General features: G+C 71.1%; 10 protein-coding genes. 6 read left to right on the top strand and 4 right to left on the bottom strand.

Annotated features, from left to right (window positions below; genetic code table 11):
• Positions 1-12: 12 nt before the first annotated feature.
• Positions 13-2,490, bottom strand: coding sequence for a DNA topoisomerase IV subunit A (locus LBC97_11050; GenBank protein MDR2566566.1), 2,478 nt, complete (start codon positions 2,488-2,490; stop codon positions 13-15).
• Between the two features lie 95 nt (positions 2,491-2,585).
• Between LBC97_11050 and LBC97_11045 the strand changes: the two genes are divergently transcribed.
• Genes LBC97_11045 through LBC97_11035 form a run of 3 tightly spaced genes read left to right on the top strand, consistent with a single transcriptional unit; the run spans position 2,586 to position 7,875 of the window.
• The gene (locus LBC97_11045; GenBank protein ID MDR2566565.1) at positions 2,586-3,155 is read left to right on the top strand and encodes a DUF5998 family protein; all 570 of its coding nucleotides are present in this window, start codon (positions 2,586-2,588) and stop codon (positions 3,153-3,155) included.
• A 12-nt stretch (positions 3,156-3,167) separates the two neighbouring features.
• Complete coding sequence (locus LBC97_11040; protein ID MDR2566564.1) at positions 3,168-4,343, top strand: alkaline phosphatase family protein; 1,176 nt, start codon at positions 3,168-3,170, stop codon at positions 4,341-4,343.
• A 43-nt stretch (positions 4,344-4,386) separates the two neighbouring features.
• Positions 4,387-7,875 carry a bifunctional proline dehydrogenase/L-glutamate gamma-semialdehyde dehydrogenase gene (locus tag LBC97_11035; GenBank protein MDR2566563.1) on the top strand — a complete coding sequence of 1,163 codons (3,489 nt, stop codon included), beginning with the start codon at positions 4,387-4,389 and terminating at the stop codon, positions 7,873-7,875.
• Here the strand turns inward: LBC97_11035 and LBC97_11030 are convergent.
• From LBC97_11030 to LBC97_11020, 3 genes are read right to left on the bottom strand one after another with little or no spacing between them, the layout of a single operon-like run.
• Positions 7,872-8,870 carry a DUF2804 domain-containing protein gene (locus tag LBC97_11030; GenBank protein ID MDR2566562.1) on the bottom strand — a complete coding sequence of 333 codons (999 nt, stop codon included), beginning with the start codon at positions 8,868-8,870 and terminating at the stop codon, positions 7,872-7,874. The genes LBC97_11035 and LBC97_11030 overlap by 4 nt on opposite strands.
• A 31-nt stretch (positions 8,871-8,901) precedes the next feature.
• A complete protein-coding gene (locus tag LBC97_11025) occupies positions 8,902-10,278 on the bottom strand; it encodes a bifunctional cytidylyltransferase/SDR family oxidoreductase (GenBank protein MDR2566561.1) in 1,377 nt (458 codons plus the stop codon).
• 3 nt (positions 10,279-10,281) lie between these two features.
• Positions 10,282-11,448, bottom strand: a complete 1,167-nt coding sequence (locus LBC97_11020) for a D-glucuronyl C5-epimerase family protein (protein MDR2566560.1) — start codon at positions 11,446-11,448, stop codon at positions 10,282-10,284.
• Between the two features lie 69 nt (positions 11,449-11,517).
• Between LBC97_11020 and LBC97_11015 the strand changes: the two genes are divergently transcribed.
• The 3 genes from LBC97_11015 to LBC97_11005 are packed head-to-tail and all read left to right on the top strand — an operon-like array spanning position 11,518 to position 14,533.
• Positions 11,518-12,183, top strand: a complete 666-nt coding sequence (locus LBC97_11015; GenBank protein MDR2566559.1) for a hypothetical protein — start codon at positions 11,518-11,520, stop codon at positions 12,181-12,183.
• Positions 12,177-13,787, top strand: a complete 1,611-nt coding sequence (locus tag LBC97_11010) for a hypothetical protein (GenBank protein MDR2566558.1) — start codon at positions 12,177-12,179, stop codon at positions 13,785-13,787. The genes LBC97_11015 and LBC97_11010 overlap by 7 nt, the downstream gene beginning before the upstream one ends.
• A complete protein-coding gene (locus tag LBC97_11005; protein MDR2566557.1) occupies positions 13,784-14,533 on the top strand; it encodes a hypothetical protein in 750 nt (249 codons plus the stop codon). The genes LBC97_11010 and LBC97_11005 overlap by 4 nt, the downstream gene beginning before the upstream one ends.
• Positions 14,534-14,546: the final 13 nt, after the last annotated feature.

Here is a 14,546-nt window from a genome sequence, read left to right as displayed (position 1 = left end):
GGCGCGATGGGGTTAGCCGAGGGCGCCAACAGGGGCCTTCAGAGGGGTGCCGGAGCCGTCGCGGCGCGGGTCGACGTCCGGGAGGGGGACCGGCTTGCCGGAGGCGGACACCGCGCGGGCCGGGGCCGGCCCGGCCCAAGCCCTGATCAGCAGATCCTGGCCCTTCAGGAAGCGTTGGCAGCGGACGCCGCCGGTGGCGCGGCCCTTGGACGGGTATTCGGCCAGCGGCGTGACCTTGGCGGCGCCCGCCTCCAGGCCGGGCAGCACGCGGTCGGAGCCCGCGATCGACACGACCAGGGAATCCTCAGGCGACTCGATCACGCCGAAGAAGATGGCCCGCGCCCCGCCGGACAGCTTGATGCCGGCCATCCCGCCGGCCGACCGCCCCTGCGGGCGCACGGCCGAAGCCTCAAAGCGCAGCAACTGGGCGTCAGACGCGATGAACGTCAGCCAAGCCGAATCAGGGGCGGGGCCGCAGCCGACCACCTGGTCGCCGTCCCGCAGGGCGATCACCTGCCATTCGTCCTTGTTCGCGGGCACGTCGTCGTCCGCCAACCGCTTGACCACGCCCAGCGCCGTGCCCAAAGCCAAAGGGGCCGCCCCCGGAGTGGATGGGGCGAGGGGCGCGAGCCCCACCACGGATTCGGAGCGGTCCAGTTCGAATAGCTCGCCGACGCGGGCGCCGCCCGCCAACGACGGCGCCCCGGCCGCTGGCGGGAGCACGGGCAAATCCAAACACGAGATCTTCAAAGCGCGACCGGCGCTGGTTATCACCGCCACGTTGCCGCGGGAGGTGGCGGGGACAACCGACCGGACGGCATCGTGCGCGGAGCGTTCTCCATCACGGGCCACGGGATCCGGACTGGCCGTGCGGGCCAGCAGACCGGTGGCGGACAACACCACCCAGCAGGGGGTGTCCTGGACCTCCAACGGCGAGGCCGTCCCGGCGGGCCGGGCGGCGGCGGCGGCGGAACGCGGGCCGTCCAAAGGCCCGTCCGACTCCAACAACACAGTGCGGCGGGGCGTGCCGAACTCGGCCGCGACCTCCACCAACTCCTCGCCGACCACGGCGCGCAAAGCCTGGTCGGAAGCCAAAATGGCCTCCAAAGCGGCTATTTCGGAAGCCAGTTGGTCGGCCTCGCGCTCCAATTCGAGGCGGGAGAACTTAGTCAGGCGCCGCAGGCGCAACTCGAGGATGTATTCGGCCTGGGCGTCGCTCAAGTCGAACACGCCGATCAGGCGCGCCTTCGCGGTGGCGGCGTCATCCGAGCTGCGGATGACCTCGATCACCTCGTCAATGTTCAACACCGCGATCAGCAGCCCCTCCACCAAATGGCGGCGCTCGCGGCGGCGTTCCAACCGGTGGCTGGTGCGGCGGCGGACCACGGTCAGGCGGTGGTCAATGAAGACCTGGAGCAGGTCTTTTAGGCCCAAAGTGCGGGGCTGGCCGTCCACCAGCGCCAGGCTGTTGATGGAGAAGGACTCCTCCATGGGCGTCAGGCGGTACAACTCCGACAAGACCGCCTCCGGGTTGAAACCCGATTTGACCTCGATCAACAGGCGCAGGCCTCGCTTGCGGTCGGTCAGGTCGGTGACGGCTGAGACGCCTTGGAGGCGGCGCGCCTGAACCTGGTCCTTGATTTTGTCGATGACTTTTTCCGGGCCCACCAGATACGGCAGTTCGGTGACCACGATCCCCATGCGGCGGGCGGTGACCTTCTCGACGCGCGCCACGGCGCGGGTGCGGAAGGCGCCGCGTCCGGTCAGGTACGCCTCGCGGATGCCGTCCAGGCCCACAATGCGGCCGCCGCCGGGCAGGTCCGGCCCCGGCACCAGGCGCATCAGGTCCTCCGGGGTGGCGTCCGGGGCGTCCAGCAGGTGGCGGGCGGCCGCGCAGACTTCGACCAGGTTGTGCGGGGGCATGTTGGTGGCCATGCCGACTGCTATCCCGCTGGCGCCGTTGACCAGAAGGTTCGGGATCGCGGCGGGCAGGACGGCGGGCTGCGTGGTGGACGAGTCGTAGTTGGGGACGAAGTCCACCATGTCCTCGTCCAACCCGGCGGTCATGGCGACCGCGGCGGGCGCCAGGCGGGCTTCGGTGTACCGGGGCGCGGCCGGGCCGTCGTCCAGCGAGCCGAAGTTGCCGTGGCCGTCAACCAGGGGCAGCCGCAGCGAGAAGGGCTGGGCCAGGCGCACCAGGGCGTCGTAGATGGCCGTGTCCCCGTGCGGGTGGAGGCGCCCCATGACGTCGCCGACAACGCGGGCGGATTTGACGTGCGGGCGGTCCGGCGTCAGCCGCATCTGCGACATCTGGTAGAGGATGCGGCGCTGGACGGGTTTGAGGCCGTCGCGGGCGTCCGGCAGAGCGCGGGCGTAAATGACCGAGTAGGCGTATTCGAGGAAGGACTGGGACATCTCCGTGCTGACGTCGATGTCGGTGATCCGCTCTTCCGCCGGCTCCGTCAATGTGGCCGCCGCCCGCCTCGCCATGCTGGTCCTTTCGTCTAGGGCCTTCACCATAGCCGTTTTGGCTCCCGTCCACAGGGCAAACCGTTGCCGTGCCGCCCATCTGCGAGGATGGAAGCATGCTTCAACACGCGGCCTTGGTGGCCGAACTCGAGCGGGTCGGCTATTTCCCCAGGATTGTGGCCGACGCGCTGGACATCGCCCTGGCGGGCGAGCAGCCGGTGGCGTTCTACGTCCACCCGGATGTGGCGTTCGGGGTGGGCACCATTGGGCAGCACCTGACGGTGGTGTTGTTGACCCCGACCCGCCTGATTTCGGCCCACGCCGACGACCACGCGGCGGATGAGCTGGCGCCGGCCGCTGTGGCCGCCTCGACGGAGGCCGTGCCGCTGAGGCGAATCGAGTCGGTGACGCTCACGCATATCACCGGCGAGCCGTCCGAGCACCTCCCCGGGGACACGCCCGGAGTTGTGCGCCTGGCCGTCAGGTGGGGCGCGAACCAGTTGCTGGACCTTGAGCCGGCGGGCTGCGGCGACCCGGAGTGCCTGGCCGACCACGGCTATTCCGGCTCGTTGACCAGCGAAGACATCGGCTTGCAGGTCGCCGCGGACGTGAACGGCCATGACCTGGCCGCCAAACTGGTCGAATTCGCCCGCAAGCTTTACGCCGCGACCGCCCAGGCCGCGTAGGCGGGACGGCCTATGCCATCCAGCGCACCGGTCCCCGCCTGGGTCACGATGCCGTGCTACCGCGGTCCCAGCCTCAATTCCGTTTTGCCCGCCGCAGTCGAGCGCCTTGGCATAGAGCTGCCTGCGGCCGGGCCGGTTGGCGCGGACTGGAGCGAGCCGGGCGACGAAAGGGCGGCGGAGACGCCGCGCGGGATTGTGGTGCTCTTGGTGGACGGCCTGGGGGTGGCGAATCTGGCGGCTCGCGCCGGCCACGCCCCGTTCTTGAACGCGGGGCGGCGCGGCGAACTGGTCACCGGCTTCCCCTCGACCACGGTGGCGGCGCTGGCCAGCCTGGGCACGGGGCTGCCGCCGGGGCGGACCGGCCTGGCGGGCTATTCCCTGCGCGACCCGGCGACGGGCCGGCGTGCCAATCTGATCAAGTGGGACACCCCCACGCCGCCCACGGCGTGGCAACCGCACGCGACGGTGTTCGAACGCTTGGACGCGATCGGCCGGCCGGCCGCATTCGTGGGCGAGGGGCGCTTCGCGGATTCGGCCATGACCCGGTCCTCGCTGCGGGGCGCCCGCTTCTATCCCGCGGACCCCAAGCCGGCTTCGATTGTCGAGGCGACCCGGAACGCGGCGCGGGCCGGCGACGGCTTGGTTTACGTCTACTGGGGCCAGTTGGACAAAGCGGGCCACGCCGTGGGCTGGGAGTCGTCCCAGTGGGCGGCGGCTTTGGAGGCGCTCGACCAGGCCGTCCGCCGCATTGTCGCCGAACTGCCCCGCGCCTGGGAGCTTTGGCTGACGGCTGACCACGGCATGGTCGACGTGACGGGCGCGCCGGTTTGGGATGTGGCCGGGGACCCGATCCTGGCGGAGGGCGTCGGATTGGTGGCCGGCGAGGCGCGGGCCGTCCACCTTTACGCGGAGGATCCGGCAGCGGTCGCCGCACGCTGGCGGGGCCGCCTAGGGGAGCACGCCTGGGTTTTGACCAAGGCTGAGGCCATCGCCGCCGGGCTGTTCGGGGAGGTCGAGGAGCGGGTCGAACCGTACCTGGGGGACGTGATCGTGGCCTTGGCGGGCCGCGCCACCGTGCTGGACAGCCGGATGCCCGGCGGGGCGGCCAAGATGGTGGGCCACCACGGTTCGCTGACGGCGGCGGAGATGACGGTGCCGTTGATCCGCTGGTCCGCTCCGGGCGGATAAATAGGGGCGCCGCCGGACGGGTTGATCCGGCACAATTGGGAGGGTGACTTCCATTACCCCGCTGACCGCAGCGGAGGCGGTCCGGTTGGCTGGCGCAGCGAAGCGCCCGGCCGGCCCCGACGCCATTGACGAATCCCTCGTTCAGGAGACGATCGCGCTGGTCCGCGCCTGGCTTCGCGAGGCGGGAGCGGCCCCGGCGGACGCGTCCGCCGCGCTGTTGGCCGGGCTGCTGAAAGACCCGGCGGGGCTGGGTTTCACCACCCGCTTCATCGACGGTGTGATCCGGCCGGAGGACCCCGCCGTGGCGGGCGGCGTCCTGGCGCGGATCGCGCCGGAGGCGCCCGCGTTTGTGCCCGCGCCCATGCGGGCGGCGGTCAGGGCGGGCGGCGCCCTGGCGCCGGTCATCCCCGGCGTGGTGGTGCCGATCGCCCGGCGGGTGCTCCGCGAGATGGTTGGGCATCTGGTGATCGACGCGACCGACCGCCGGCTGGGGCCCGCGTTGGCGAAGCTCAAAGCTGACGGTTCGACCAGGCTGAACATCAATCTGCTGGGCGAGGCGGTGCTGGGGGAGAGGGAGGCCGCCGCCCGCTTGGACGGCACCATCAGGCTGCTGGGCCGCCCGGACGTGGATTACGTCTCGATCAAGGTGTCCTCGGCCGTGGCACCGCACGCGCCCTGGGCGTTCGCGGAGACGGTGGCGGACGTGGCCCAAAAGCTCCGCCCGCTGTTCGAGGTCGCCAAGCGCGAGGGCAAGTTCGTGAACCTCGACATGGAGGAGTACCACGACCTCGACATGACCGTGGCGGTGTTCAAGGCGATCCTCGACCAGCCGGAGTTCTTGGGCTTGGAAGCGGGGATCGTGTTGCAGGCCTACCTGCCGGACGCGCTGGGCGCCATGGTGGATCTGCAGGATTGGGCCTCGGCCCGGCGGGCGCGCGGGGGTGCCCGCGTCAAGGTTCGGCTGGTCAAGGGCGCGAACCTGCCGATGGAGCGCATCCAGGCGTCCCTGCACGGCTGGCCCTTGGCGACGTGCCGGTCCAAGCTGGAGACGGACGCCAACTACCTCAGGGTGTTGGACTACGCGCTGGACCCGGCCCGGGCGGACGCGGTCCGGCTGGGCGTGGCCGGGCACAACCTGTTCGACATCGCCTACGCCTGGCTGCTGGCCGGCCGCCGCCAGGTCCGCCCGGCCGTCGAATTCGAGATGCTGCTGGGGATGGCCAAGGGCCAGGTGGACGCCGTCAAGCGCGCGGTCGGGTCCGTCCGCCTCTACACGCCCGTGGTGGCCCCCTCCCAGTTCGACGTGGCGATCGCGTACCTGGTCCGGCGGCTGGAGGAGGGCGCCGACGAGGCGAACTTCATGTCCGCCGTGTTCGACTTGGCGGACAGCCCCGAAATGTTCGAACGCGAGAGCCGGCGTTTCCTTGAGTCCATAGCGGCGCTCGATGCCGTGCAGCCGGTTCCGTACCGCGGCGCCGACCGTTTCGCGGCCGCCCCCCGGCCGGGGCCCGGGCGCTTCGCCGAGACTCCGGACACGGACCCCTCCGTGGCGGCCAACCAGGTGGCTGCTGCCGCCATTTTGGCGCGGGCGCGTTCGACCGAGTTGGGGTTGGCGACGGCCGAGGCGGCGAAGCTGACGACGGCCCAGCAGGTGTCAGAGGTGATCGAGGCGGCGGCCCGGGCCGGCGCCGAATGGGCGGCACGGGCCGCCGCCGAGCGGTCCCGGATTCTGCACGCCGCCGGCCAGGCGCTGGAGGAGCGCCGCTTCGACCTGCTGGAGATCATGGCGGCGGAGGCGGGCAAGACCCTGGACCAGGGCGACCCGGAGGTTTCGGAGGCGGTCGACTTCGCGCACTACTACGCCGAGGCGGCGCTGGAATTGGAGCGAATCCCGGGCGCGCGGGCGGTCCCGCGCCGGGTCACGGTGGTCACCCCGCCGTGGAACTTCCCCGCCTCAATCCCGGCCGGAGGCGTGCTGGCCGCGTTGGCGACGGGCAGCGCGGTGGTTTTCAAGCCCGCGCGGCTGACATTTAGGACCGGGGCCGTGGTCGCGGAGGCGCTCTGGCAGGCCGGTGTGCCACGGGAGGCGCTGGCGCTGGTGAACGTGGGCGGGCGGGACCTGGGGCGGCACTTGATCAGCCATCCGAAAGTTGACCAGGTGATCTTGACCGGCGCCTATGAGACCGCCGAGTTGTTCCGGTCCATCCGGCCGGGGCTGACCCTGTTGGCGGAGACGTCCGGCAAGAACGCGATCATTGTGACCCCCTCTGCGGACATGAACCTGGCGGCCAAGGACGTGGTCGCCTCGGCTTTTGCCCACGCGGGGCAGAAGTGCTCGGCGGCGTCCTTGGTCATCCTGGTCGGATCGGCGGCGCGGTCGCGCCGCTTCCGCGACCAGTTGATCGACGCGGCCAGGTCGCTGAGGGTCGGCTGGCCCGTCAATGCCGCCACCACCATGGGACCGTTGATCGAGCCGCCGGGCGCCAAGCTGGAGCGCGGGTTGACCCGGTTGGAGCCGGGCCAGAACTGGGTGTTGCGGCCCCGTTTGCTGGACGCCTCCGGCCGGCTGTGGACGCCGGGAATCCGCGCCGGGGTGGAGCCGGGCAGCGAATTCCACCTGACCGAGTACTTCGGCCCGGTGCTGGGCGTGATGCGGGCCGCTTCGCTGGCCCAGGCGGTGGAGATCGCCAACCAGGTGGACTACGGCCTGACCAGCGGCCTGCACTCGCTGGACCGCGCGGAGATCGAGTACTGGCTGGAGCACATCCAGGCGGGCAACGTCTACGTCAACCGCACCATCACCGGCGCGATCGTCCAGCGTCAGCCGTTCGGCGGCTGGAAGCGCTCCGCCGTGGGCGCGGGCGCGAAGGCTGGCGGCGCCAACTATTTGATCGGACTGGCCGACTGGGCTCCGGCGGATGGGGCACCTGACTCCGGTCCGGCGCTGGCCCCGCCGGTCGAAGCCCTGGTCAAGGCGGCGGACGGGAGTTTGGGCCAGTCTGAGGCCGCCAGCCTGCGACGCGCGGCCGCGTCAGCCGCCCAGGCCTGGGCGGGGCACTTCGCGGCGCGGGACGTCAGCCAACTGGCCGCAGAACACAACGTCTTCCGCTACCGGCCCGTGATCCGCCCGGTCGAGGTCCGCCTCGCCGCCGGCGGCGAGGTAGCCGACCTGGCGAAGGTCCTGGCGGCGGCCCTGACCGCCCAGGCGGACGTGGTGGTCTCCGCCGCGAGCGACCTGCCCGCCTGGCTGGCCGGGGCGCTGGCCGCGTGCGGCCTGCCCGTCTTGGTCGAGGAGGACCAGGCTTTCGCGGACCGCGTCGCCGCCGGGCCGGGCGGCCGCGTCCGCCTGGTCGGGGAGAGCGCGGAAACCCTGCTGGACGGCATCGGCGGCCGTCCGGACGTGGCCGTCTACGCGCAGCCGCCCACGGAGGCGGGCCGGCTGGAAATCCTGCCGTTCGTGGCGGAGCAGGCGGTCGCGATTTCGGCGCACCGCTTCGGGATGCCGGACGCGATGACCGAGGGCTTGGTTTAGAGGCGGGCGCGCATGTGCTCCAGGACCCCGTGGACGCCTTCCACGCGGTGGTCGGCGAGCTTGCCGGCGTAGGCGCCGTAGCGCTGCTGGTAGACGATCTCCGCCAGGCCTAGCTGGTGGTCCACGCCCTTGGCGCCCTCCGGGGTGAAAACCAGGTCGACGCGGCCGTCGGCGGACTTGACCGACCAGGGGGCCAAATCGCCGTCCCCAAGGGGCTCGAACGTCACGTCGCGCAGCGGCTCGGCCGCCGCCGGCGTCCAAATGCAGGACTCCTCGTCCTCGTCCGGGAACTGCGGGCGGGCGGCCAGGTTGGCGCCCAGGTAGCCGCCGCCGGGCGCGGGCGTGGCGAAGGTGCCCCAGGTCCATTCGGTGCGGTAGGGCAGGCGGGACTTGTGCTCGTCGAGGATGGCGAAGTCCCGCGCCGGGTCGAACTCGTAGCGGCGGCCGCCCACTTCCACCGCGCCGCTGGCGGGGTAGACAACCTTGTTGGTGTAAAGGGAGGCGTCGCGGCCGCCGGGGAGCCGGGCTGAGACCGCCAACGGGGGAGAGGCGCCCGCCGGATCCAGTGTGAGGTTGGCGTTGACGCCAGCCGTGTCGCCGTCCGGCCTGATGCGCACCATGACGCGGATCCGCTCCGGCTCGAAGTTGTAGGCGATCCGGTAGCCGGGGGCGTGCAGCGCCACCGTCGAATCGGCCAGCCTGGTCGGCAGGCGCAGGGAGCCGCCGGCGGCGTTGGCGGCGTGCTGGGTCAACTCGCCGCTGGCCCTGTCGTAAACGTAGATCTCGGAGCTGGCCAGGTACTTCGCGTCCTGCAGGATCATGGAGCTGAACAACTCCGGGTGGGTCAAGGTGAAGCCCGCCCACTCCTTGGTGCGGAAATCCGCCCAGGCGCGGCGGTGGCGCGGGTAGGCGTCCAGGGGGTTGGCAGCGGGAGTGGCGACGAAGCGCCCAAAATGGCGTTGGCCGTCTTGGACCAGTGAATCAGCGTCGATCATGCCCCATGCTAACGCACGCCGTTCGCGCCAATCAGGGCCCCGGATCGGGCCGGCGCACGTCCACCACGATCCCCGTCAACTCGGAGGTGATCGTGTCCAGGGAAGCCTGGGCCACCTGTTCGGCGGATAGCAACGTTCCGGCCGGCTCCTCGCCGAAGGCGTTGACGCGCATGGGCGTGTCGGTCCGCTCCGGGTTGACCACGTTGACTTTGATCCCGTCCCCCGCCCACTCCTCAGACAGGGCCTGGGTCAAGTTGACCACCGCCGCCTTGGATGAGGAATAGAGCGCGTAGTTCTCCCGGCCGCGGGTGTAGGAGGATGACGTGAACAGCAGCAGGTGGCCGTGGCTGGCCGCCAAATGCGGGTACGCGGCCCGCGCCACGTTGACCGCCGCCGTGTAGTTGACCGCGATCGACTGGTTGATCTCCTCGGGCGAGGTGGTGGCCAGCGGACCCACCTTCAGGACGCCCGCGGTCAGGACCACCGCGTCGATTTGGCCGTGCTCCGCGCGCACTTCGCCCAGGGCCTCCTCCAGCGCGTCCAGGTCCTGCACGTGCAAACCGGTGGTCGAGCGCCCGTGCGCCACCACGACCGCTCCGGCCGCGCGCGCGATCCGCGCGATCTCCGCGCCAATCCCGTAAGAGCCGCCCAGCACCACCAGCACTTTCCCGCTCAGCGCCAAGGTCAACTCCTCCAAAGACTTGTGCGGCGCCGCCTGGGTGGCCAACTGGAACAGCTTGTCCGCAATGGTCAAGTCGACCGGATGCGTCACTTTGATGTTGTTCTCCGACCCGAGAACGCACTTGACGTCCACTTCCGGCAGGTAGCGGACCACCACGCCGCAATCGTCGGTGGCGTGGAAGTACGGGTCCTCGATGGCCTTCGCATAGGCCGCCCGCAAGGTCGAGAGCTTGAAGGCCTGGGGCGTCTGGCCGCGCCGCAACCGGGAGCGGTCGGGAATGCGGGTGATGACCTCGTCGTCGTCCACCATGACCACCGTGTCGGAGGACGGGATGGCCACGTCCACCGCCTCGTGGCGGTCCAACGCCCGGACGCATTCGGCGATGATCCGCTCGTCGACCAGCGGGCGAACCGCGTCATGCAGCAACACCTTCGCCTCATCCGCGTCGATCGCCTCCAACACCCGGCGCGTGGTCTCGTTGCGGGTGACGCCGCCCTCCAGAATCAAGCTGAGTTTGCGGAAGCGGCTGCCCAACAGCGTGGCCACCCGCTCGGTCCAACCGGGCGTGATCATGACGATGACCTCGTCGATCAGCGGGTGGGAGTCGAACGCGGCGACGGTGTGCTCCAGGATTGTCTTGCCCGCCACCTTGACCATCTGCTTGGGAACCGACAGGCCGAGCCGCGCGCCCACGCCGCCGGCCAGCACAACACCATACGTTTTCACGCTCTAGAGCCTTTCATCTGGTTTCGGCCAGTATTCGGCGGGGGGCCAGGGCGTGAAGTCCGAAACGTCGCTCCGCAGGGCCTGTGCCCAGTGGGCGAAGGCCGCGTCGCCGGTCATGGCCGCCAGCATCTCCAACTGGGCGACATGGATCGACTGGTAGTTGGAGTTCTGCCACTTCGCCTCCACGCAGCGCTCCAACTCGACGCAGTACAGCGAGGTTTCGCCGGGCACCCTGAGCTGCGGCATTGCGGCGAGCGCCGTTGTCGCGCCGCCGTCGAACAAGTCGACGGCCCGCTGATCGCCCGTCAACAGCGCGTATTCGTAGATCCCGAACAGCGCGAAGACCTGGCCGTTGAAGACCTGGAAGGGATCCGGGTCGGCGTACTCTTCGAACCAGACGTACCCGTCCTCCACTCTGGTCACCCAGGGTTGTTCCGCGCTGACCGGCGCCAGGAAGGATTCGAAGGTGGCGTCGGCCGCCTCGCGCCAGACCGGCTGGTCGGGGAACTCCTGCGCCAGTTGGACGAACACGGACAGCGCCTCGCCCTGGGCCATGCCCGAATACCAGGGCGGTTGGAAGTCGAAGCCGTAATCGGCGTTTTTCCATTCGTACAGATACGGGTAGAAATAGGCGCCGTCCGCCTCGACTTTGCCGTCCAGCAGCTTCTCAGCCGAGGCGCGGGCGAGGTCAAGCCAAAGGTCATGGCCGGTCAGCCAATACTGGGTGTGGGCGCTCATGGCCCATTGCGAGATGGTGACCGGTTGAAAGAGCGGGTCGGCGCCCTCGCTCATGCGGTAGACCAGGCCGCCGTCGGCGTCCAGTTCGACAGTCCGCCCGGTCGCCTCGTTCCGCGTGACGAACGGTTGGTCGATCGCCTGCGGGCGGTAACCGGAGACCCGGTAGCCCAGCGCCGGGTCGACCGGCGGCGGCTCCAGCGAGGGCGGATCCGGCAGCGGGTTCACTGACGGCCCGGGGGAGGCGGGCGTCCCCGCAGGCGTGGCGGGCGGGGTTGGCGACGCGGGGGCCGCCGGCCCGCCGAAGAAGTCGATCCCGCCCGGCCTGCCGACCCAGTAGCCGAAGTAAGCGGCGGCCAGGAGGGCCACGCCCAGCAAAGCGATTCCGGCCGCCAGCCGGCCGGCCGGCCGCCGGAGCAGGGGGTTGGCCGTCACGGGCTACACCATATCAAGAGGCGCCGGCCGACCTAGCCCATCTCCCGGCTCTCCACTAGGGTGGCAGACGTGGCGGATCGAGGCGTGGCGGCCGCAGGCGCAAAGCGTGTGCTGTTCGTCGCTTGGCGCTTTCCGCCGCACACGGGTCCGGTCGCGGCAAACGCGCTGGGGGCGGTCAACGCCTTGGCGCGGCGCGGCCACACGGTGACGGTCCTGACCATGGGGGCGGGCCCCTTGGGGCCGGACTCGGGGGCCGCCGGCGGGACCGACCCGGCGGTGACCGTGGTGCGGGTGGACCAGCCCGCCGCCTGGCGGGAGCCGATCGTCAACCGCTGGTCGGACCTGCTGTTGCGGTACGGCGGCGCCGCCCCGCAATGGCTGAGGGAAGTGGACGCCAGGGTGTTCCCCGAGCCGACTGAGGACCATTGGCCTGCGGCTTGGCTCCCAGGCGCCTCGGCGGCGGCCCGGACGTTGCATGACGCCCGCCCTTTTGACCTTGTGGTCGCCGTTCTGCCGCCGGCGGTCAGCGCTGGCGTGGCGCTTAGCCTGAACGCCGCCCGCGCCGTCCCGTTTGTGCTCTACGAACCCTATCCCTGGGAAGGGGGCATCCTCAGCGGCCCGGCCGGCCAGGACGCGCTGGGCGCGCCGAACGCGCTGTTCGAACAGATCCTGGACCGGGCGTCCCAGACCTTTGACGCCGCCTTCGGCCAGCTCGAGGAGTCGCCCGGATGGTGAGCCTGGTGGTGGTGGCGGTCGAGGCGCCCGGGTTGGCGCAGGTCCCGGCCAAGCTGGCGGGCCTGCACGCGCGGCCCGTCACGCTGCGGCCGGCGGAACGGGTCCAATGGGAAGACCAACTGGCCCAGGAGCTGACGGCGCAGCCAGCGGGCCAGGTTGTGGCCTGGGCGCTGAACGAACAGGCGGCGCTCGCGTTGGCCCGCGCCGCCAGGCGTTTCGACAACGTGTTGGCGGTGGCCACCGAGTCCGCGGCGGTGGGCGCCGTCAGGGCGCTGGAGGCAGGGCAATCCGTGGCCGGAGTTGTCTACCCGCCGCCATCCACAACCGACCGGGTCTTGAGCCAGGCCGGGTTGGGGCAAGAGCGTTTCGCCGACAGGCCGTGGCCGCTCGAATTGACGCCCGAACCCATGCCGACCTGGTTGACCGTCACCCCCGAGGGCGTCAAAGTCGCCGCCCTAGGGCTAACGCCGTTGGAACGGGCCGCCTTGGCCGAGCGCGCGGCCGTCGGCGGGTCGGCGCCGCCCGCCGCACCCGCCCCCGGCCGCCTGCTGATCGGCTCGGCCAACTACGCCGGCCAAGGCCGGGCCTGGGCGGACGCGGTGAACCGCCACGTGCCCGGCTTCAGGGCCCTGAACATCCAGTTGCGGACGTTCACCGCCCGGGTGTTCGAGGCCGACCAGTTGGTCCGCGTAGAAGACCTGCCGGATCCCGTGGCCCGCGTGGACCTGGCGTTGGAGTTGGTGGCGCCCGCCAGCCACATACTGTTGGAAGATCTGCGCGGGCTGATCGGCGTAAACGACCTGCGCGAACCGGACCTCGCCCAGGAGTTCGGCCTGATGGAGGCCGAGCAGCTCTTGGCCAGCGGGCGGCGGGTGGCCTGCATGGTGCACGGCACGGCCGGCCGGACGCCCGCGCTGCACCGGTCTTTGGAGCCCTGGAGCCCCTACCACGACGAGCGTTCGGAGTTCTTCCAGAGCCGGGCCCGCGCGGCCGAATGGCTGCACCAGGCGCTTGGCGCGCTGGGGGTGCCGGTGTTCGTGTCCACGTTGGACATGCTCGACTACTTCGAGGAGGCGCACTGGCTGCCGGTCGTGGTGAGTTCCGACGACCTCGCCCCGGCGCCGCCGTGGGAGCCGGGCGCGAAGCTGAAAGTGGCCCACGCGCCCAGCTCGGATGTGATGAAAGGGTCGGAATTCGTGGACGCGGCGTTATGGCGCCTGGCCCACGCGGGGATGATCGAGTACACGTCCGTCCGGGGCCTTCCCCCCGTGGCGGTGCCGCGCCTGTTGCGGCAGGTCGACGTGGTGGTGGACCAGGTGGTGCTGGGCAACCCGGACACGTTGCTGAGCCAGACCATGGCGGCCGGACGCCTGGCGGTGGCCCACATCGGCGCGGCGACCCGCCGCCGCTATCCCGAGCCCCTGCCCGTGGTGGAGGCCGACCCGTCCACGATCGCCGAGGTCGTGGCGGACATCGCCGCCGACCCGTCCGCCTACCGCGCCTTGGCGGAGGCCGGCCCGGACTTCGTCCGCCGCTTCCACGACGGGCGCTTCAGCGCCGAGGTCCTGAACCGGCATTTCCTCGCGTTGGAGGGCCGCCGATGAGGCAGTTGGCGGAGTTGTTCGCCGCGGCCCGGGCGCAGGGGCTCAGTTTCGACCCGAGGCCCGGCCTGCCCGGCTATTTGTCCGATGCCGTCCAGGCCGCCGCCACGGGCGCCGTTTCGGACGGCTCGGCGCCCGGCCAGGCCAAATTGGTGATAGCCGCCAAGCCGGTCCCGTTGGCCCAGGGCGATTGGCTCGTGGCGGACTTGCCCGGCGGCAGCGAGGTGCTGGGCGTCCGGGCGTTGGCGGCCCAAACGGCGGCCGTCGGGGCGCAGATTCACGAGCTGGTGCGCCTGCCGGGGCCAAGGACCGTCCTGGTGGCCCACGCCGCCGTCCGGCCGCAAGCGGCGGGGCCGGCTTTCGACTTGACGCGGGCGGCGCGGGGGTGGCTGGAAGGCGCCCCGACGGCATCGGACGTCGAGCTGTTGACCATGGCCAACGCGGCCGTGCTGGCGCGGGAGGAGGCTTCGCTGGCGGGCGCCCAACTGGCGGACCGGTACCTGGCGGAGGTCGCCCCGCTGCGCGGCGGCCTGGAGGAACAGTCCGAGGCGGAACGCCGGGCCCTGCGCGCGGCGGCGGAAGCGTCCGAACGGCGCGCGGAACGCCTTGAGGCGGACGTGGCGCGGCTGAAGGGCGAGCTGACCGAGCGCTACCGGCGGGAGGACGCCCTGCGGGCCGAACTGGCGCGGATCCGCCGCTCGCCCTTCTACCGCGCGGTCCGCCGGATCAAACGGCTGGCGGGGCGTTAGGCTGAGGCGGGCA

Source organism: Bifidobacteriaceae bacterium (assembly GCA_031281585.1).
Classification (GTDB): domain Bacteria; phylum Actinomycetota; class Actinomycetes; order Actinomycetales; family WQXJ01; genus JAIRTF01.
The sequence above is the reverse complement of the archived record's forward strand: the minus strand, read 5'-3'. Positions and strand labels throughout refer to the sequence as shown.